Source organism: Bradyrhizobium sp. ISRA442 (assembly GCF_038085055.1).
Taxonomy (GTDB): domain Bacteria; phylum Pseudomonadota; class Alphaproteobacteria; order Rhizobiales; family Xanthobacteraceae; genus Bradyrhizobium.
The window spans coordinates 1-20,154 of sequence record NZ_JALGCN010000015.1 but is presented as its reverse complement, the minus strand read 5'-3'; the positions used below and the strand labels follow the sequence as shown (position 1 = coordinate 20,154).

General features: G+C 65.2%; 16 protein-coding genes and 1 pseudogene. 13 read left to right on the top strand and 4 right to left on the bottom strand.

Going from position 1 to position 20,154, the window contains the following annotated elements; all coding sequences use genetic code 11:
* Positions 1 to 115 precede the first annotated feature (115 nt).
* Positions 116 to 511: pseudogene (dctP, locus tag MTR72_RS27010) on the bottom strand (TRAP transporter substrate-binding protein DctP); the annotation flags it as partial.
* A gap of 212 nt (positions 512 to 723) precedes the next feature.
* Between dctP and ugpB the strand changes: the two are divergent.
* From ugpB to MTR72_RS26965, 9 genes are all read left to right on the top strand, one after another.
* The gene (ugpB, locus tag MTR72_RS27005) at positions 724 to 2,046 is read left to right on the top strand and encodes a sn-glycerol-3-phosphate ABC transporter substrate-binding protein UgpB (RefSeq protein ID WP_280967148.1); all 1,323 of its coding nucleotides are present in this window, start codon (positions 724 to 726) and stop codon (positions 2,044 to 2,046) included.
* A gap of 433 nt (positions 2,047 to 2,479) precedes the next feature.
* Entirely contained in the window at positions 2,480 to 4,102 is a 1,623-nt protein-coding gene (locus MTR72_RS27000; RefSeq protein WP_280967147.1) for an ABC transporter substrate-binding protein, read from the top strand.
* Between the two features lie 542 nt (positions 4,103 to 4,644).
* Positions 4,645 to 5,658: an ABC transporter permease gene (locus tag MTR72_RS26995; RefSeq protein ID WP_341511561.1), complete on the top strand. Its 1,014-nt coding sequence runs from the start codon at positions 4,645 to 4,647 to the stop codon at positions 5,656 to 5,658.
* Between the two features lie 65 nt (positions 5,659 to 5,723).
* Entirely contained in the window at positions 5,724 to 6,623 is a 900-nt protein-coding gene (locus tag MTR72_RS26990) for an ABC transporter permease (RefSeq protein WP_280967145.1), read from the top strand.
* A 353-nt stretch (positions 6,624 to 6,976) separates the two neighbouring features.
* Positions 6,977 to 8,845, top strand: a complete 1,869-nt coding sequence (locus MTR72_RS26985) for a dipeptide ABC transporter ATP-binding protein (protein WP_280967144.1) — start codon at positions 6,977 to 6,979, stop codon at positions 8,843 to 8,845.
* 20 nt (positions 8,846 to 8,865) lie between these two features.
* Positions 8,866 to 9,045, top strand: coding sequence for a DUF4089 domain-containing protein (locus MTR72_RS26980; RefSeq protein WP_280967143.1), 180 nt, complete (start codon positions 8,866 to 8,868; stop codon positions 9,043 to 9,045).
* 7 nt (positions 9,046 to 9,052) lie between these two features.
* On the top strand, positions 9,053 to 10,447 hold the full coding sequence (locus MTR72_RS26975) for an AtzE family amidohydrolase (RefSeq protein ID WP_341511560.1): 1,395 nt from the start codon (positions 9,053 to 9,055) through the stop codon (positions 10,445 to 10,447).
* A gap of 1 nt (position 10,448) precedes the next feature.
* The gene (hpxZ, locus tag MTR72_RS26970; RefSeq protein ID WP_280967141.1) at positions 10,449 to 10,841 is read left to right on the top strand and encodes an oxalurate catabolism protein HpxZ; all 393 of its coding nucleotides are present in this window, start codon (positions 10,449 to 10,451) and stop codon (positions 10,839 to 10,841) included.
* 4 nt (positions 10,842 to 10,845) lie between these two features.
* Positions 10,846 to 11,568: a GntR family transcriptional regulator gene (locus MTR72_RS26965; RefSeq protein WP_280967140.1), complete on the top strand. Its 723-nt coding sequence runs from the start codon at positions 10,846 to 10,848 to the stop codon at positions 11,566 to 11,568.
* Between the two features lie 119 nt (positions 11,569 to 11,687).
* Here the strand turns inward: MTR72_RS26965 and atzF are convergent, their stop codons facing one another.
* Together atzF and MTR72_RS26955 are read right to left on the bottom strand one after the other, a co-directional pair.
* Positions 11,688 to 13,496, bottom strand: coding sequence for an allophanate hydrolase (atzF, locus tag MTR72_RS26960; protein WP_280967139.1), 1,809 nt, complete (start codon positions 13,494 to 13,496; stop codon positions 11,688 to 11,690).
* 192 nt (positions 13,497 to 13,688) lie between these two features.
* Complete coding sequence (locus MTR72_RS26955; protein ID WP_280967138.1) at positions 13,689 to 14,195, bottom strand: MarR family winged helix-turn-helix transcriptional regulator; 507 nt, start codon at positions 14,193 to 14,195, stop codon at positions 13,689 to 13,691.
* A 155-nt stretch (positions 14,196 to 14,350) separates the two neighbouring features.
* Between MTR72_RS26955 and MTR72_RS26950 the strand changes: the two genes are divergently transcribed.
* A complete protein-coding gene (locus MTR72_RS26950) occupies positions 14,351 to 16,210 on the top strand; it encodes a feruloyl-CoA synthase (protein ID WP_280967137.1) in 1,860 nt (619 codons plus the stop codon).
* A gap of 491 nt (positions 16,211 to 16,701) precedes the next feature.
* Here MTR72_RS26950 and MTR72_RS26945 read toward each other — a convergent pair whose 3' ends face one another.
* Positions 16,702 to 17,208, bottom strand: coding sequence for a MarR family winged helix-turn-helix transcriptional regulator (locus tag MTR72_RS26945; protein WP_280967136.1), 507 nt, complete (start codon positions 17,206 to 17,208; stop codon positions 16,702 to 16,704).
* Between the two features lie 83 nt (positions 17,209 to 17,291).
* Between MTR72_RS26945 and MTR72_RS26940 the strand changes: the two genes are divergently transcribed.
* From MTR72_RS26940 to MTR72_RS26930, 3 genes are read left to right on the top strand one after another with little or no spacing between them, the layout of a single operon-like run.
* Positions 17,292 to 18,512, top strand: a complete 1,221-nt coding sequence (locus MTR72_RS26940; protein WP_280967135.1) for a cytochrome P450 — start codon at positions 17,292 to 17,294, stop codon at positions 18,510 to 18,512.
* Between the two features lie 12 nt (positions 18,513 to 18,524).
* A complete protein-coding gene (locus MTR72_RS26935; RefSeq protein ID WP_280967134.1) occupies positions 18,525 to 18,848 on the top strand; it encodes a 2Fe-2S iron-sulfur cluster-binding protein in 324 nt (107 codons plus the stop codon).
* Between the two features lie 58 nt (positions 18,849 to 18,906).
* Positions 18,907 to 20,118: an ABC transporter substrate-binding protein gene (locus tag MTR72_RS26930; RefSeq protein WP_280967133.1), complete on the top strand. Its 1,212-nt coding sequence runs from the start codon at positions 18,907 to 18,909 to the stop codon at positions 20,116 to 20,118.
* Positions 20,119 to 20,154 lie beyond the last annotated feature (36 nt).

Below are 20,154 nucleotides of genomic sequence, written 5' to 3'. Positions count from 1 at the left end.
CGCGCAGCCGCCCGACGGGGCCGGGCTGCCTGTCTGCGTGCTCGCTGCGTGCGGGCTCGGCCAAGACGCCTCACTCCACCTTGCGAATGCGTTCGATCAGGGCCGCCGCGGCGGGATCACGGCCGATCGGCCGGTCCGTCACCTTCTGCATGTGCTCGATGGAGCGGAACAGGAACGGCATGGCGAGCACATTCATCGCCGGGACGAAGTTGCCGATCAGTGCCACATTGATCCGGTTGAGGTCGATCGCGCCGGCCCGGGTCTGCTCGATCGTCTCTTTCTCCTCGCCGAGCTGGCGGGAGTGAAACACCTTGATCTCGTGCCGGCCGTTGGTGCGCTCCGCGATCAGGGCGCCCATGTAGCGCAGCGCCTGCACGGTCGGGTAGTCCTCGCTCTGGGTGTCGGCGGCGCGAAATTCGCGCGCAAACGCCTCGGTCGCGCATATCGCGAACAAAAGCACGACGAAAATCACCCCGGTCCGCGAGAGTTCGGCACGGCTCAACACTGGCACACTCAACCCCTCAGTGATGAAGTCTATGGCAGGACTAAAAGGTTCAATGCAATCTAGCAGATGGTTAAGGGAAGGCCATCCCGGCGCGGACCGGCCTTCGATTGTGCGGTGCGACCGAGCCTTATTCCCGGTTGAAACCGGAGATGCCGGGGCTTAAGCACGAGCGAACGCAAGTCGCTTTTTTTCGCAACCGACGGGATGAGCGAATCGTGATGTCAGTCTCGCGCCTCTTGCCAGTCCTTGCCGTTGCCGCGGTGGTTGCCCTGGTCTCGCCGGCCCGCGCCGCCACCGACATCGCGCTGTGGCACGCGATGTCGGGCGAGCTCGGCCGGCAGCTCGAGAAGCTCGCTTCCGACTTCAACGCCTCGCAATCCGACTATCGGATCCTGCCGAGCTACAAGGGCAGCTACACCGAGACCGTGACGGCGGCGATCTTCGCATTCCGCTCGCGCGGCCAGCCTGCGATCGTCCAGGTCAACGAGGTCGCGACCGCGACCATGACCGCAGCCAAGGGCGCGATCTATCCGGTGTTCAGCCTGATGAGGGATTTGAACGAGCCGTTCAGGCCTGAGGTCTATCTTCCTGCGGTCTCGGGCTACTATGCCGACGCTAGCGGCAATCTGTTGTCCTTCCCGTTCAATGCGTCGACGCCGATCCTCTACTACAACAAGACCATGTTCCGCAGCGCCGGCCTCGATCCGGAGAAGCCGCCGAAGACATGGCCCGAGCTCGGGCTTGCCGCCAAACGCCTGCGCGAGCGCGGCGCGGTGTGCGGCTTCACCACGTCCTGGCCGTCCTGGATCCATGTCGAGAATTTTTCCGCCTTCCACAACCTTCCGCTCGCGACAAAGACCAACGGCTTTGCCGGGCTCGACGCGGAATTGACCATCAACAACGCAGCCCTCGTCCATCACATCGCCCAGCTCGCCGAATGGCAGAAGGACAAGGTGTTCGACTACAGCGGCCGCGGGCAGTCGGCCGAGCCGCGCTTCCAGAACGGGGAGTGCGGCATCTTCATCGGCTCTTCGGCGACGCGTGCCGACATCAGGGCGAATTCGAAATTCGAGATCGGCTACGGCATGATGCCGTACTGGCCGGACGTGAACGACGCGCCGCAGAACTCGATCATTGGCGGCGCCACGCTGTGGGTGCTGCGCGACCGCCCGCGCGACGAATACAAGGGCGTTGCGAGGTTCTTCGCCTATCTGTCGCAGCCCGGCGTGCAGGCGGCCTGGCACCAGAACACCGGCTATCTGCCGATCACCCGCGCCGCCTTCGAGCTGACGCGCGCGCAAGGCTTCTACGAACGCAACCCGGGCTCGGCGATCTCGTTCGAGGAGATCACGCTGCATCCGCCGACGGAGAATTCCAAGGGCATCCGGCTCGGCTCCTTCGTGCTGATCCGCGGCGCGATCGAGGACGAGCTGGAGCAGGCCTTTGCCGGCAAGAAGGGCGCGCAGGCCGCGCTCGATTCCGCCGTCGAGCGCGGCAACAAGCTCTTGCGCCAGTTCGAGCGCGCCAGCCCGGACCGGTAGGTGCGCGGTGGGGCGCCGGCCTCGCCACATCCGTCATTGCGAGCGCAGCGAAGCAATCCAGACTGTCGCCGCGGAGGGATTCTGGATTGCTTCGCTGCGCTCGCAATGACGGTGGAAACAGTGGTGACCCAATCACCACGGTCGTCCTGGATCGGCGCTCCGCTTCGCTGCGCTTGTCCAGGACGACAGCGTTGATTGGGGCGCTGCTTGTGTCAGCTCAACAAATGAGCGCGATCTTCATTCAGCTCATTTCATGAGCAAATGTACATCTTTGTATGCAATGGGAGAGCGCGCGTATCGGCGGCGAGTGGCCCATATTTTTGCATTCTCCCGCAATGCCAATACCTTAGCCTGCCGCCAATGCTCCGCTAAGCCTTGGCACGAACCTTGCGATGCCACCTCCAACCAAGAACGTTTGTGTTGGAGCCATTGCATGAAGCGCCGCGATTTCCTCAAGTCCGTGTCTGGATTGGCCGCAGGCGCGGCGCTTCCGGCGATGCCTGCGGTGATCTCTCCGGCCGGGGCCGATGCGCGCTCCGAGACGCTGCTGATCGTCTCCGAAGGCGGGCCGAACAATCTCGACATCCACGGCGTCGGCACCAACGTGCCCGGCTATGAGGTGTCCTGGAATTGCTACGACCGCCTGATCAGCCACGAGATGAAGAGCGGTCCCGGCGGCGTGCCCTATTACGACCGCGACAAGTTCAAGGGCGAGCTCGCCGAGGACATGAAGATCGACGACATGTCGGTCACGTTCAAGCTGCGCAAGAACGCCAAATTCCACGACGGCACGCCGGTCACCGCGAAGGACGTGAAATGGTCGCTCGACCGCGCCGTGAGCGTCGGCGGCTTTCCGACCTTCCAGATGAGCGCGGGCTCGCTGACCAAGCCCGAGCAGTTCGTGGCGGTCGACGACTATACGGTGCGCGTCGACTTCCTCAGGAAGGATCGCCTCACCATCCCCGATCTCGCGGTAATCGTGCCCTGCGTGGTCAACTCGGAATTGGTGAAGAAGAACGCCAGCGAGAAGGATCCGTGGGGCCTGGAATTCACAAAACAGCAGACCGCGGGCTCCGGTGCCTACAAGGTGACGAAGTGGACCGCCGGCACCGAAGTGGTGATGGAGCGCAATGAGGATTGGGCCTGCGGTCCGCTGCCGAAGATCAAGCGTGTGATCTGGCGCATGGTGCCGCAGGCCGGCAACCGCCGCGCGCTCTTGGAGCGCGGCGATGCCGACATCTCCTACGAGCTGCCGTTTAGGGATTTCCAGGAGATGAAGGCGAACGGCAAGCTCAACGTGGTGTCGCTGCCGTTCTCGAACGGCATCCAGTACATCGGCATGAACGTGACCAGGCCGCCGTTCGACAATCCGAAGGTGCGGCAGGCGATGGCCTATGCGATGCCGTATCAGAAGATCATGGACGCCGTGCTGTTCGGCCTCGGCAATCCCATGTTCGGCGCGCCCAACGACAAGGCCACCGAAGTGGCCTGGCCGCAGCCGCACAAATTCAACACCGACATGGAGAAGGCAAAGGCGCTGCTGACTGAAGCCGGCTACGCCAACGGCTTCGAGACCACGATCTCGTTCGACCTCAATTTTGCCGGCGTCAACGAGCCGCTCTGCGTGTTGGTGCAGGAATCACTGGCGCAGCTCGGCATCAAGACCACCATCAACAAGGTGCCCGGCGCCAACTGGCGCACCGAGCTCAACAAGAAGGAGATGCCGCTCTTCACTAACGTGTTCTCGGGCTGGCTCGATTACCCCGAGTACTTCTTCTACTGGTGCTATCACGGCAACAATTCCGTCTTCAACACCATGAGCTACAAGTCGGCGGAGATGGACAAGCTCATCGACGGCGCGCGCGTTGCTGCCGCGACCGGCGACAAGACCACCTACGACGCCGACGTGAAGGCTTTCGTCGATCTCGCCTACGCCGACATCCCTCGCATCCCGCTCTACCAGCCCTTCGTCAACGTCGCGATGCAAAAGAACATCTCCGGCTACGAATACTGGTTTCACCGCAGGCTCGATTACCGCGCGATGGCGAAGGGGTGAGGGGCGAATAGCGGGTGGCGAGTAGTGAGTAGGGAGCACCGAATGGATATGCACGGCAGCGACCAGTTATTCGCCATTCGCTATTTGCCATTCGCACGCGCAAGCGCCTTCCCAAGTGAGGCGAGCACTCCTCTCTCATTCCCTCCCCCCTTGTGGGGGAGAGGCAGGGAGGGGGGTAGCCACGAACTCCGAACTCGCTTGGGGCCACCCCCCTCCCTAGCCCTCCCCCGCAAGGGGGGAGGGAGCGCAGCGGAGCGTGCGGCGGCGCATTCGCCAACTATCGAGAAGGCACTCTTCGATGACGCATCAGCATCTACGAGTCTCGTCGTTCTCTTCGATCTGAGTCAGGCAGGCACTCCTCTCTCATTCCCTCCCCCCTTGCGGGGGAGGGGCAGGGAGGGGGGTAGCCACGAACTCCGACCTCGCTTGGGGCCACCCCCCTCCCTAGCCCTCCCCCGCAAGGAGGGAGGGAACGCAGCGGGGCAAGTGGCGACAGCCTCGCGAACCAGCGAGAGCTGTTTGTCATGCTGGAGTGCCGCGCCATGCTGACCCTGATCGGCAAGCGGCTGATGTTCGCGATCCCCTCGCTGATCGGGGTCGTCATCGTCACCTTCCTGCTCACGCGCGCGCTGCCGGGTGATCCCGCTGCCTACTTCGCCGGTCCCGCCGCGACGAAGGAAGCCGTCGAGCAGATCCGCAGGAAACTCGGCTTCGACAAGCCGCTGGTCGAGCAGTTCTTCCGCTACGCGAGTGATCTCGCCCATGGCGATTTCGGCACGTCGCTGACGACCGGCCAGCCGGTCGCGACCGAGATTCGCAATCGCCTGCCGGCCTCCGCCGAGCTGACGCTGCTCGGCCTCATCGTCTCCATCACTATTGCGATTCCGCTCGGCGTGCTGGCGGCAACGCGCCCGGGCTCGTGGATCGATCATCTCTGCCGGGTGACGACGACGGCGGGCGTGTCGCTGCCGGTATTCTTCACCGGCCTCGTGCTGGTGTATGTCTTCTACTTCCGGCTCGGCTGGTCGCCGGCGCCGCTCGGCCGGCTGGATGTGTTCTACAGCGCGCCGGCGACGGTGACGGGCTTCTATCTGATCGACACCCTGATCGCGCGTGACTTTGAGGCGTTTCGCTCGGCGCTGAGCCAGCTCATCCTGCCGGCGGCAACGCTCGCGATCTTCTCGCTGGCGCCGATCGCGCGCATGACGCGCGCCTCGATGCTGGCGGTGCTCGCCTCCGAATTCGTCCGCACCGCGCGAGCCAGCGGCCTGTCGCCGGCAACCGTCATCGTCACCTACGCCTTTCGCAACGCGATGCTTCCGGTGATCACCACGCTCAGCATGGTGTTCTCGTTCCTGCTCGGCGCCAACGTGCTGGTGGAAAAGGTCTTCGCCTGGCCTGGCATCGGCTCCTACGCGGTGGAAGCGCTGATCGCGTCCGACTTCGCACCGGTGCAGGGTTTCGTGTTGACCATGGCGGTCATGTACGTGCTGCTCAATCTCGTGATCGACATTCTCTACGGCGTGATCGATCCGCGCGTGCGGCTGGAAGGGTAGAGCATGATCCGGAAAAGTGGAGACCGGTTTTCCGGCAAGATCATGCTCCAAGAAAGAGTGCCATCATGAGCACCGTTGCGCCTGCTGTTGAACCGGTCGGTCCGGCGCGAACCTCGGGACTCGCGGCGATGTTCGAGCACACCCGCTATGTGCTCGGCGAGAACAAGGTCACGGGCTTTGCCTTCGCGCTGCTCCTGCTCATCATCTGCGCGGCGCTGTTCGGTCCCTCCATCGTGCCGCACGATCCGCTCGCCTCGGACACCGCGGCTGCGTTAAAACCGCCATCGGCGGCGCACTGGTTCGGTACCGACCAGCTCGGCCGCGACATCTTCAGTCGCGTCATCGTCGCAACGCGGCTCGACGTCTTCATCGCGGTCGCATCGGTTGCGCTGGTGTTCCTGATGGGTGGGCTCGCCGGCATCGCGGCGGGCTATTTTGGCGGCTGGACCGACCGCGTCGTCGGCCGCATCGCCGATACCATCATGGCCTTTCCGCTGTTCGTGCTGGCGATGGGTATCGTGGCGGCGCTCGGCAACACCGTGCAGAACATCATCCTGGCGACCGCCATCGTGAACTTCCCGCTCTATGCCCGCGTCGCGCGCGCCGAAGCCAACGTCCGCCGCGATGCCGGCTTCGTGCAGGCGGCGCGGCTGTCGGGTAACGGCGAATTCCGCATCCTCCTGGTGCACATCCTGCCCAACATCATGCCGATCATGATCGTGCAGATGTCGCTGACCATGGGCTACGCCATTCTCAATGCCGCCGGCCTCTCCTTCATCGGCCTCGGCGTGCGCCCGCCGACCGCCGAATGGGGCATCATGGTCGCCGAGGGCGCCGGCTTCATGGTGTCGGGCGAATGGTGGATCGCGCTGTTCCCGGGCCTCGCGCTGATGATCGCCGTGTTCTGCTTCAACCTCCTCGGCGACGGTCTGCGCGACATCGTCGACCCGCAGCGGAGGACGTGAGCGATGGTTGGGCTCGAGTGTGTGGTGAGCAACGCGAGGCTCACATGTGAGGAGCGCACAATCCTCTCATTCCCTCCCCCCTTGCGGGGGAGGGGCAGGGAGGGGGGTAGCCACGAACTCAGACCTCGCTTGGGGCTACCCCCCTCCCCAACCCTCCCCCGTCGCAAGTCGGGCCTGCCCGACTTGCGCAAACAAAGGATGCGCAACCGGGGTACACCCCGGTTGCGTGGGGGAGGGAGCGAGAGAGTTGTACCCGCCTCGCGCCTAAGTCCACCGCGGAAATTGTCCAATGAATCCAACCCCGTTCTACTTTGCATGGGGTTGTTTTCGCGATTTTTGAGTGGGAGGCATTCATGACTGCTCAGCCCCTGCTCGACGTCCACGACCTCACCGTCGAATTCACCACCCGCCGCGGCATCGTCAAAGCGGTGCAGCACGTCGACATCTCCGTCGCCAAGGGCGAGACGCTGGCGATCGTCGGCGAGTCCGGTTCCGGCAAGTCGGTGACGTCCTACGCCGTGATGCGCATCCTCGACCGCGCGGGGCGGATCGCCGAGGGCTCGGTGATGTTCTCCGGCATCGATGTGAAGGCCGCGACCGAAGACCAGATGCGCGATCTGCGCGGCCGCGAAGTCTCGATGATCTTCCAGAACCCGCGTGCCGCACTCAACCCGATACGGAAAGTGGGCGACCAGATCGAGGACGTGCTGCGCACCCATGTGCAGCAGGCGCAAGTCACAGGTCACGGCGAGAAAGCGATCGAAGCGCTGGAGCAGGTCAAGATCGCGCGCCCGCGCGAGCGCTATCACGCCTATCCGTTCGAGCTGTCCGGGGGCATGTGCCAGCGCGTCGTCATTGCGCTCGCGCTCGCGTGCAATCCGCAGCTCCTGATCGCGGACGAGCCGACCACCGGGCTCGACGTCACCACGCAGAAGGCGGTGATGGACCTGATCGTCGAGCTGACCAAGCGGCGCGCGATGTCGACCATCCTGATCACGCACGACCTCGGCCTTGCTGCGGCCTATTGCGACCGCGTCGTGGTGATGGAGAAGGGCCGCGTGGTCGAGACCGCGAAGGCCGCCGACATCTTCGCCAGCCCGCAGCATCCCTACACGCGAAAATTGATGCGTGCGACGCCGCGGATCGGCGTGCAGCTAAGAGACTTGTTGCCAGAGGAAGACGGGAGCGCGGCAGCTTCCTTCGCCTCTCCCCGCGCGCGGGGAGAGGCCGACGCACTCGGCAGCGCACTTGCGCGCCAGAGTCCGGCGGGTGAGGGGGACTCTCCGCGAGTCGAGCTCGAGGAAACAGCCCCTCACCCCAACCCTCTCAGAGCGAGCGAAGCTCGTCTCGACCCCGCGAAGAGCGGGGAGAGGGAGAAGAGCGGCAAGCCCCTTCTCCTCGTCGAAAAGCTCGTGAAAGACTATCCCCGCCAGGGCGCCACCGCGGTGCTCGGAAAGCTGTTCGGCCGCAAGCCGCCGGTCGAGCCGGATGTGTTCCGCGCCGTCGACGGCATCAGCTTCTCGATCGGCCATGGCGAGAGCGTCGGCCTGGTCGGCGAATCCGGCTGCGGCAAATCCACGACGTCGATGATGGTGATGCGGCTGTTGGACCAGACCTCGGGCCGCATCCAATTCGACGGCGAGGAGATCGGCAGCATCATGCCGAGCGCCTTTGCCCGGCTGCCGCTGCGCAGTCGCATCCAGATGGTGTTCCAGGACCCGACCGACAGCCTCAATCCGCGCTTCACCGCCGCGCGCGCCATCGTCGACCCGCTTCTGCAACTCGGCGACGTCCGGGGGCGTGATGCGCTGCGCGCGCGCTGCGAGGAGCTGGCGGCAATGGTCGGATTGCCGCTCGATCTGCTCGATCGTTTCCCGCACCAATTGTCCGGCGGCCAGAAGGCCCGCGTCGGCATCGCCCGCGCGATCGCGCTGCATCCAAAGCTCGTTATCCTGGACGAGCCGACGGCCGCGCTCGACGTGTCGGTCCAGGCGGTGGTGCTGAATCTGCTGGAGGACCTCAAGCAGCGGCTTCGCATGAGCTACCTGTTCGTTTCGCATGATTTGAATGTGGTGCGCTTGCTGTGCGATCGTGTCATTGTGATGCGGACGGGTCGAATCGTGGAGGAAGGGTCTTCCGAGAAGGTCCTGAGCGATCCGCAGGACGACTACACCAAGGCGCTGTTGACGGCGATTCCGCATCCGCCGTTGCCGGTTCACTGAGAGACTTTCGTGGGAGCGTGATGGCCGAACCGCTGGACGACTATATCGACGCCGTGTCGAAAGCACTGTCGCTGCCGATCGAGGAAGCCTGGCGGCCCGCGGTGCGCGCCAACCTCGAAGTGTCGCTGCGGCTCGGCCGCCTTGTCGACGAATTCGCGCTGCCGGACGAGACCGAGCCGGCGCCCGTGTTCACGGCCTGACGCCGCCATGACGATTGATCCCGAAATGACGGCCGCGGAGATCGCCGCAGCTATTGCCACCAAGAAGCTGACTGCGTTCGAGGTCACCGAAGCGGCGCTGGCGCGCATCACTCGATACAACGGCCTGCTCGGTGCCTTTACTGATTTCACTTTCAGGCGAGCTCGCGCCAAGGCGCTCGCCATCGACGCCGACATTGCCGATGGTAAGCAGGTCGGCCCACTCGCTGGTGTACCCTTTGCGGTTAAGAATCTGTTCGACGTTGCTGGGCTGAGGACCTACGCCGGCTCGAAGATCAACCGCGACCTGCCGAAGGCCAAGCGCGATGCCACCCTGATCGAGCGCATGGAAGCCGCGGGTGCCGTGCTGGTCGGCGCGCTCAACATGGGCGAATACGCCTACGATTTCACCGGCGAGAACGTGCACGATGGTCCCTCGTGCAATCCGCATGACATTGATCGGATGAGCGGCGGCTCCTCCGGCGGCTCCGGCAGTGCCGTCGGCGGCGCGCTGGTGCCGATCGCGCTGGGCTCGGATACCAACGGTTCGATCCGCGTGCCGTCCTCGTTCTGCGGCATTTTCGGTTTGAAGCCGACCTATGGCCGGCTGTCGCGAGCGCGCTCCTTCCCGTTCGTCGCGAGTCTCGACCATGTCGGCCCGCTCGCGCGCTCCGTCACCGATCTCGCGCTGGCCTATGACGCGATGCAGGGCCCGGATGCGGACGATGCCGCTTGCACCACGCGCGGCGTCGAGCCGGTGACGCCGCTGCTCGGTGAATCCATCGCAGGCCTGCGCGTCGCGATCGCCGGCGGCCACTTCCAGAAGAACGTGTTTCCCGAGGCCGTCGAAGCCGTCAGCCGCGTCGCCAAGGCGCTCGGCGCGACGCGAGTTGTGGACGTTCCCGAAGCCTCGCGCGCCCGCGCCGCGGCCTATGTCATCACCACGACGGAAGGCGCCTCGCTCCATCTCGATCGCCTGCGCAAGCGCCCGAACGATTTCGATCCGGCGGTGCGCGACCGGCTGATCGCCGGCGCGATGGTGCCGGCGTCGCTGGTCGATCGTGCGCAAAAATTTCGCCGCTGGTATCGCGCGCAGGTCATGGAGCTGTTTAGGTCGGTCGACGTTTTGCTCGCGCCCGCGACGCCCTGTACGGCGCCGAAGCTCGGACAGGTGAATTTCACACTCGACGGCGTCGAATTGCCGGTGCGCGCCAATATCGGCATCCATACCCAACCGATCTCGTTCATCGGCCTGCCCGTGGTGGCGGTGCCGGTGCCGCTGGAGCCGCTGCCGATCGGCGTGCAGATCATCACAGCGCCCTGGCGCGAGGACATCGCGCTGCGGGTCGCGCATGCGCTGGAACGAATGGGCGTAGTATCAGCGCCGTCACCGAGAGGATTTTGAAATGGAGATCGATCTTCCCGACGTGGTCGCGGAAGTCAAAGCCGCGTTCGAGCGTTACGAGACGGCGCTGGTCAGCAACGACGTCGCCGTGCTCGGCGAGCTCTTTCGCAACGATCCCCGCACGCTGCGCTACGGCATCGGCGAAAACCTCTACGGCTATGAGGCGATCTCCGGCTTCCGCGCCGCGCGCTCGCCGGTCGGCCTCAACCGCCGCACCGCCAAAACCGTCATCACCAGCTATGGCCGCGACACCGCGGTCGCCTCCACCCTGTTCTATCGCGACACCGCGCCCGGCAAGGTCGGCCGGCAGATGCAGACCTGGATTCGCTTCCCGGAGGGCTGGCGCGTCGTAGCTGCCCATGTCAGCATCATCGACGAGCCGAAAGAGGCGTGATCGCATGACGCTCGACGACCTCCCGCCTGGGACATTGCCGACCGAGCCGGTCGTGCCGCGTGTCGACCGGCCGCACCCGACCGTGCACAAGGTCACGCGCGCCGAGGAGCTGCGGCTGCAGCTCGCCGACGAGATCGTGCGCGGAGCTTTGGCTCCCGGCGCGCCGCTGGATGAGACCGATATCGCGCGCCGCTTCAGCGTTTCGCGCACGCCGGTGCGGGAAGCGTTGCGCCAGCTCGTGGCCAGCGGCCTCGTCGAGGCCCGCGCCCATCGCGGCGCGGTCGTGGCGCAGCCCTCGATCGAACGGCTGACCAGCATGTTCGAGGCGATGGCCGAGCTCGAGGCGCTGTGCGCCGGGCTTGCCGCCGAACGCATGTCCGCGGCCGAGCGTCATGGCCTCGAGGCCATCCACGAGGAACTCCGGGTCCTGAGCTACGCCGGCAATCCCGAACGCTTCCACGAGGTCAACGAGCGCTTCCACAACGCGATCTATGCCGGCTCGCAGAACGGCTACATCGCCGAGATCACGCTGGCCACCCGCGTCCGCGTGCAGCCGTTCCGCCGCGCCCAGTTCCGCAACCTCGGGCGTCTGGCCAAGTCCCAAGCCGAGCACGACCGCGTCGTCGTCGCCATCATGCGCGGCGACAAGCAGGCCGCCGCCGCCGCCATGCGCGCGCATATCGAGCTGGTGCGTGGAGAATACGAGATCTACGCGGTGTCGGTGTAGCGCGACGACGGTGGCACACATTCGCTGTCGTAGGGTGCGCAAAGGCGCGAAGCGCCGTGCCCACCATCTCTCTCGCGACACCATGCTGGGCACGCTTCGCTTTGCCCACCCTGCAAAAGCTACGCCGTCGCCCTCTCCGCCATATACGCGCGCCAGCCGCCATAGGCGGTGATGTCGCGCGCATCGCCGAGCACTTCGGGCTCCACGATAAAGCCTTTCACGCTGCGGCCATCGGCGAGGCGCACCGTGCCGATCGACAGCGGCGCGGGAATCGCGTTGACGAATTTGCCGAAGGCGGATGCCGACAGCGACCAGATCTCGAGCTGGATCGCGGCGCCTTTGCCGGCTTCGACACGCAGCATGCCGGGCTTCGGCGGCGTGGTCTGGAGCGCATAGAGCTTGTAGTCCGGCGCAGTCTTGGTCGCCTCGATCAGGCGTCCGTTCAAGGCCTTCAATTCGCCGTTCAGCGCCATGCCGGAGAGATGCGCGCCAATCACCGCGATCGGAATCTCATCGCTCGTGCTTGCGGATGGCTGAGCGAGCGGTGGGTGCGCAACGCCCTTTGCGCCGACGCTCAGCTTGGTATCGGCATGGAAAACGCGGCCGATGCTGGCGAGCAGCGCATCGCGGCCAGCCGGTGCAAGCAGGGTGATGCCGAACGGCGCGCCGTCGGACCGCATCGATGCCGGCACCGCGAGGCCGCAGAGGTCGAGCAGGTTGACGAAATTGGTGTAGGTGCCGAGCCGGCTGTTGAGCTCGATCGGATTGGCCAGCACCTGCGCGGTCGAATAGACCGTCGGCGCCGTCGGCAGCACCAGCGCGTCCAGATTGACGAAGGTGCGCTCGGTGATCCTGCGCAAGCCCTGCAGGCGGTAGAACGCGGAGAAGGTCTCCGCCGCCGTCAGCCGCGCGCCGGCCGCGGTGATCTCCCGCGTCACCGGATGGATCGCATCCGGTGCGGACGCCAGCAGGTTGCGGATCACGAGATAGCGCTCGGCGACCCATGGTCCTTCATAGAGTAGCCGCGCCGTCTCGTAGAACGGCTCGAGATCGAACTCGACCAGGGTCGCGCCGAGCGCGGTCCAGCGCTCAAGTGCCTCGCCGTAGGCGGCCTCCGCCTTCTTGTCGCCGAAGAAGATCAACTGTCCGTTGCGTGGTACGCCGAGCCGCAAGTTCGCCGGGAACGGCGTGAGCGCGCCCAGCGGCCTGTCGCGCGAGAACGGATCGGCCTGATCGGGCCCCGCCATCACCGAAAGCGCGAGTGCGGCATCGTCGACGGTCAGCGCGAACACCGAGACGCAGTCGAGCGTGCGGCAGGCCGGCACAACGCCCGCGGTCGAGATCATGCCGAGGCTCGGCTTCAGCCCGACGATGTTGTTGAGCATCGCCGGCACGCGGCCTGAGCCCGCGGTATCGGTGCCGAGCGACAGCGGCACCAGCCCCGCGCCGACGGCGGTCGCCGATCCCGAGCTCGAGCCACCGGGAATGAGATCGTCGCGGATCGAATTTCTGGGGATGCCATAGGGCGAGCGCACGCCGACGAGACCGGTTGCGAACTGGTCGAGGTTGGTCTTGCCGATGACGATGGCGCCAGCGGCACGCAGGCGCTCCACCGCGGTGGAGTCATGCCCCGGCATGTAGGAGAAAGCCGGGCAGGCCGCGGTGGTCGCAAAGCCCTGCGCGTCGATATTGTCCTTCACCGCGACCGGCACGCCGTAGAGCGGCAGGTGCGCTGCGTCCCTTCGTGCGGCAAGCTTCTCGGCTTCGGCGATCGCATCCGCCTCGTCGCGCAGGCCGATGAAGACCGCGGGATCGTCATGGTCGCGAATGCGCCGATAGCTGCGCGCGACCGTTTGCGCCGGCGTCAGCGTGCCCGCGCGATGCGCGGCCACAATCGCGGCGATCGTTTCAGGCTGTTCCGCCCCCATGGCGACAAAACTCCGGCAATTTGTCTTCGCCCGATTGAAGCAAGCGATGTGCCATTGTGTACAGCAGCCGGGAAGGATAGGTGCTCCGGATATTATCGAATTATCATGCGCTTAGTCGGTATTTCGATGGCCAAAGGGCCGCCGCGTCCGCGCCCCAATAGGGGCATCTGCCCAAATCCTGGGCAGGGAGGATCAGGTGAAGCAGGCGAGGATCCGGAGCAGGTGCTCCCGGTTCTCCTTGCCGATCTTCGCCTCGACGTGCCGCTCATGTTCGGCGGCAAGCCGTTTGAATTTCGCCAGCGCCGTCTCGCCTTGCGCGGTGAGATGCAGCGCATGCGAGCGTCGGTCCGTCTTCGACTTGATCCGCTTTACCAGCCTGCGGGATTCAAGGCTGTCGAGCAGATGCACGAGCCGGGCGCGCTCGATGCCGAGCCGTTTTGCGACGGCCATCTGGGAGAGGCCGGGATTGGCACCGATGATGGTCATCACCGAATACTGCGTCGGGCGGATGTCGACATTGGCAAGCGTCTTGATGAAATCCTGGAAGATCCAGATCTGGAAGCGCCGCACGGCATAGCCGGCGTGGCCGACCAGCGCATCGAGGCCGACCTCGTCCGCGACATCGGGACGCGCTGCGCCGTTGCCGGCTCGTTTGCGCGGGGAGGTGCGGCCGTCGGTTCGGGCTACGCTGGCTGTCACATCGTGTCTCCTGCCTTCGCATCCTTGTAGCGCGGCGGCAAGCGCAGCGAAAGATTGTTGTTGACGACAACAATTGCCGTGCTCAACATTACGGTCAAGCAGTCCGGAACGAGGCTGCGGCCGGTCCCGGCATTCGACCGGGCGAGGAGGAAACGATGACCACGCCCGCCGCACGCGGTGATGCTTCCAGCCTGTTCGCAACGCCGTCGACCGTCGCCGAGCATCGCGCCGACGGCACCATCGTGCTGCGCTCGCCGGAGCGGCTGCGTGAGAGCGCGCGCTGCATCGGCGACTGGCTGGAGCATTGGGCACGGCAGACGCCCGACAGGGTCTTCCTCGCCGAGCGCGGCAATGTCGAAGCGCCCTGGACCACCGTCACCTATGCGCAGGCACTACGGCAGGTACGTGCCGTCGCGTCCTGGATCCTGGCGCAGGGTCTGAGCGCAGAGCGCCCCGTCGTCATCCTCTCCGACAACAGCATCGATCACGCGCTGCTCGCGCTGGCTGCCCAGCACGTCGGCGTGCCCTCGGCCGCGATCTCGCCGGCCTATTCGCTGATGTCCCGAGATTTCGACAAGCTGAAGAGCATGATCGCGCTGCTCGAGCCCGGCGCGATCTATGTCGCCGCCACAAAACCGTTCGCCGCGGCGCTCGCCGCGATCAAGTCGCTGCATCAGGCGCAGGTCATCAGTAGTAACGCCGATGACACCGATGCGCGTGCGTTCCGCGCCATCGCAGCCACGCCGGAGACGCCCGACGTCGCAAGCGCATTCGCGACGGTGACGCCGAATACGATCGCAAAATTCCTGTTCACCTCCGGCTCGACCGGCACGCCCAAGGCCGTCATCAACACCCAGCGCATGCTGACCTCCAGCCAGGAGGCCAAGGCGCAGACCTGGACCTTTCTCGCGCAGGGCCGCGGTGATCTCGTCATCCTCGATTGGCTGCCCTGGAGCCACACCTTCGGCGCCAACCACAATTTCAACCTCGTGCTGCGCAACGGCGGCTCGCTCTATATCGACGGCGGCAAGCCCGCGCCGGGGCTCTTTGCGACGTCGCTAGCCAACTTGAAAAGCGTGATGCCGACGGTCTATTTCAACGTTCCGCGTGGCTTCGACATGCTGATCGCGGCGCTGCGCAGCGACGAGGCGTTGCGCCGCCGCTTCTTCGGCGAGGTGAAGTTCGCCTTCTACGCCGGCGCGGCGCTGCCGCAGAATCTCTGGGACGCGCTCGCGCAGCTTTCGGTGGAGACGGTCGGCCGCCCGCTGCCGATGGTTTCCGCCTGGGGCTCGACTGAAACCTCGCCGCTCGCGACCGACTGCCATTTCCTCGCCGAGCGCTCCGGCAATATCGGCGTGCCGATCCCCGGGACCGAGCTGAAGCTCGTCGCCTCCGGCGACAAGCTCGAGGTGCGCGTGCGCGGACCCAACGTCACGCCGGGCTATTGGAAGGCGCCGGAGCTGACGAAGCAGGCCTTTGACGAAGAGGGCTTCTATCTCATCGGCGATGCCGTGAAGTTTGCCGATCCGGAGCGGCCGGAGCGCGGCCTGTTCTTCGACGGCCGCGTCGCGGAGGACTTCAAGCTCAATTCGGGCACCTGGGTCAGCGTCGGCACGCTGCGCGTCGCCGGCATCGCCGCGCTGGCGCCGCTTGCGCAAGACATCGTCGTTGCCGGCCACGGCGGTGACGAGGTGACATTCCTGGTCTTCCCGAACCTGGCTGCCTGCCGCGTCCATGCCGGTCTTGCCGAGACGGCAGGCGTCAACGATGTGCTCGCGCACGACAAGGTCAGGACCGCGATCGCGCAGGGGCTGGCCAAGCTGAAACAGCAGAGCGCCAACTCCTCCGGCCATGCGACGCGGGCGCTTCTGCTCGCCGAGCCGCCGTCGGTCGACGGCGGCGAGATCACCGACAAGGGCTACATCAACCAGCGCGCCGTGCTGACGCGCCGCGCCGATGCGGTCGCGCGGCTGAACGGTGATGCGTCGGCGGAGTGGATTGGTTGCGCCGGTTGAACACGCCGGCTTTACGGAGCGCTCGTGCCCCGGACGCGACGCAGCGCATCATTTCATGCCGCGCCGCGTCCGGGACACGAGAGCAGTAGACGCCTCTTATATGCATTCGTTCCACATCGTCATTGCGAGCGCAGCGAAGCAATCCAGAATCCCTCTGCGGAAAGACTCCGGATTGCTTCGCTGCCATCGCAATGACGGAGAGTGGGCGCGTGCTCGACCTCGATGGATGCTGAAGCAGCCCACCCTCATTCTCCCCGTAAGGACGGGGAGAGGGAGTGAGGTAGCCTGCCAAATAGGCCAGCCAACCTGCCGCATTCTCGGTCTCAAATCTTTTGTTGCCTAGGCAACTAATTTGTGCGAACCGTTCCAAACAAGGATGACGGCGGGCGAACCGCTGCGGCTGATCTGGAGGAAACATGCTCGGCAGGAATGGCGCCGTCGGCAAACGCCGCTGCGCGCCCGAGGACGGATCGCGCGTGCGACGCGGCGTGTCAGGCGTCGGTGCCGGCCGTCACGGCGCCGAGATTCTCGTGCAGCCGGCGCAGCAGGTCGATCAGCACCTCGCGCTCGTCCTTGCTGAGGCAGGACAACAGGCGCCGCTCGCGCTCGAACGCGGCGACGATCACCTTGTCGTGGGTGGTGCGGCCCCTCGCCGTGAGCGAGATCGAATGGGTCCGGCCGTCGTTGGGGTCGGTGCGGATCGCTACCAGCCCGCGCTTCTCGAGGCCCGCCAGCGTCCGGCTGACCGGCCCTTTGTCGAAGCCGATGACGTGGCAGATGCGCGAGGCCGGAATGCCGGGCTCGATCGCAAGCAGCGACATGATCCGCCATTCCGTGACGTTGACGCCGAACTGCCGCTGATAGAACGCGGTCGCGCTGTTCGACAGCTTATTGGCGATGAAGGTGATGAAGGCCGGGACATAACGGTCGAGGTCGAGCGTCGGTCCGGCTTCGGAGGCCGCAGGCTTCTGTCGGGTTCTGGTCGAAGGCGGAGGCATGTCGGGCTTTGGACTTTCGGCGTGCCCGGAGACCTAAGGACATGCGCTCGCGTTTCACAAGATCAAAATGAGGGAGGACTTCAATGAGTGCATCCGGCTCCCCTGTATCTGCCGGCCCAACGGCCGTTCCGCATCTCGACGTCGATCCCTTCGCAATGAATTTTTTTGCCGACCCCTATCCCACGCACGAAGTGCTGCGGGAGGCCGGGCCCGTCGTCTATCTCGACAAGTGGAACGTCTACGGCGTGGCGCGCTATGCCGAGGTCCATGCCATCCTGAACGATCCCGCGACGTTCTGCTCCAGCCGGGGCGTCGGCCTTAGCGACTTCAAGAAGGAGACGCCATGGCGGCCGCCGAGCCTGATCCTCGAGGCCGATCCGCCCGCGCACACCCGCACCCGCGCCGTGCTGTCAAAGGTACTGTCGCCGACCGTGATGAAGCAGGTACGCGACCGCTTTACCGCAGCGGCAGAGGAACGGGTGGACGCGCTGCTCGAGAAGCGCAGCTTTGATGCGATCGCGGACCTTGCCGAAGCCTATCCGCTCTCGATCTTCCCGGATGCGCTGGGCTTGAAGCCGGACGGCCGCGAGCACCTCATTCCCTATGCGAGCGTGGTGTTCAACGCCTTCGGCCCGCCCAACCAGCTCCGCCAGGAGGCGATCGCGCGCTCGGCGCCGCACCAGGCCTATGTCGCCGAGCAGTGTCAGCGCGAGAATCTCGCACCCGGCGGGTTTGGCGCCTGTATTCATGCCCGCGTTGACGAGGGCGAGATTGCGGCCACCGAGGCGCCGCTCTTGGTGCGCTCGCTGCTGTCGGCCGGTCTCGACACCACCGTCAACGGCATCGGCGCCGCAGTGTATTGCCTCGCGCGTTTCCCCGATCAATGGCAGCGCCTGCGCGACGATCTCTCGCTCGCGCGCAACGCCTTCGAGGAGGCGGTCCGGTTCGAAAGTCCGGTGCAGACCTTCTTCCGCACCACGACGCGGCAGGTCGAGCTCTCCGGCGCGACCATCGGCGAGGGCGAGAAGGTGCTGATGTTCCTCGCCGCCGCCAATCGCGATCCGCGGCGCTGGGACAAGCCCGACAGCTATGACATCACCCGCCGCACCTCAGGCCATGTCGGCTTCGGCTCGGGCATCCACATGTGCGTCGGCCAACTCGTCGCCCGCCTCGAGGGGGAGGTGATGCTGACCGCGCTGGCCCGGCGCATCGCGGGGATCGAGATCACCGGCGAGCCGAAACGCCGCTTCAACAACACGCTGCGCGGGCTCGACAGCCTGCCGGTCACGATCACCCCGGCCTGACAAGGAGCCTTGATGCCTGCGATTATCTTCATCCATCCCGACGGCAAGTCGGACCGCATCGAGACCAGCGACGGCGAGAGCGCCATGCAGGCCGCGACTCGCCACGGCCTCGACGGCATCCTGGCCGAATGCGGCGGCAACGCAATGTGCGCGACCTGCCACGTCTATGTCGACGAGAGCTGGCTGGCGCGGCTGCCGGCGATGGCCGACGACGAGGACGCGCTGCTCGACGGCACCGCTGCGGAGCGCCAGCCGGCGAGCCGGCTGTCCTGTCAGATCGTGATAACGCCCGATCTCGACGGGCTCATCGTGCGACTGCCCGAGCGGCAGATCTGAATCGTCCAATGTGCCGGCAACGACCGGCGCGACAGCAAATCGAACAGGGGAGGGAACCATGAAATATCTGAAGTGGACGCTCGTGCTGGCCGTAAGTGTTTTGAGCGGCGCGGCGAGCGCCGAGATCTCGGACAATGTCGTGCGCGTCGGCGTACTCAACGACATCTCCGGCATTTTCCAGGACACCAACGGCATGGGCTCGGTCGAAGCCGCGCGCATGGCCGCCGAGGATTTCAACGGCGGTGGAAAGAACATCAAGGTCGAGATCGTCTACGCTGATCACCAGAACAAGGCCGACGTCGGCAATGCGATCGCGCGCAAATGGCTTGATGTCGAAGGCGTAGACGCCATTGTCGACGTGCCGAACTCGGCCGTCGGCCTCTCCATCAACACGCTGCTGCGCGACAGCCGCATGACGTTCCTGGCGTCCTCCACGGCAAGTTCCGATCTCACCGGCAAAGCCTGCTCGCCCAACACGATTCAATGGGTCAACGACGCCTGGGCGACCGGCAACACCACGGCGGCCGCGATGATGTCGCGCGGCGGCAAGGACTGGTACTTCCTCACGGTCGACTACGCGCTCGGCAAGGGCATCGAAGCGGAGGCGCAGAAATATATCGAGGGCCACGGCGGCAAGGTGCTCGGCTCATCGAAACATCCGCTCGGCACCTCCGATTTCGCTTCCTTCCTGCTGCAGGCGCAGGGTTCGAAAGCGCAGGTGATCGGCCTGGCAAATGCCGGCGGCGACACCATCAATGCGGTGAAGCAGGCCGCCGAATTCGGCCTCCAGCAAAGCGGCCAGAAGCTCGTCGCCTTCCTGCTCTTCATCAACGACATCCACGGCATGGGCATCAGGGTCGCGCAGGGTCTTCAGCTCATGGAAGCGTTCTACTGGGACATGAACGACGATACCCGCGCCTTCGCAAAACGCTTCGCCGCGCGACCCGGCATGAACGGCAAGATGCCGAGCGGCAACCAGGCCGGCGTCTATGCGTCCACGCTCGCTTTTCTCAACGCCGTTGCGGCCACCGGCAGCGACAACGCCAAGGACGTCGTGCCCGAGATGAAAAAGTTTAGGGGCAAAGACAGGCTGTTCGGCGACACGACAATTCGCCAAGATGGCCGGGTCGTGCATCCCATGTATCTGTTCGAAGTCAAGAAGCCGGAGGAGTCGAAGTATCCGTACGACTACTACAAGCTGGTTTCGACCATCCCGGCGGATCAGGCGTTCCGGCCGATGGCCGAGGGCGGGTGTGAGCTGGTGAAGTAATTGCAGCCGAGAACGCTGCTGCACCCTTTCCCACAA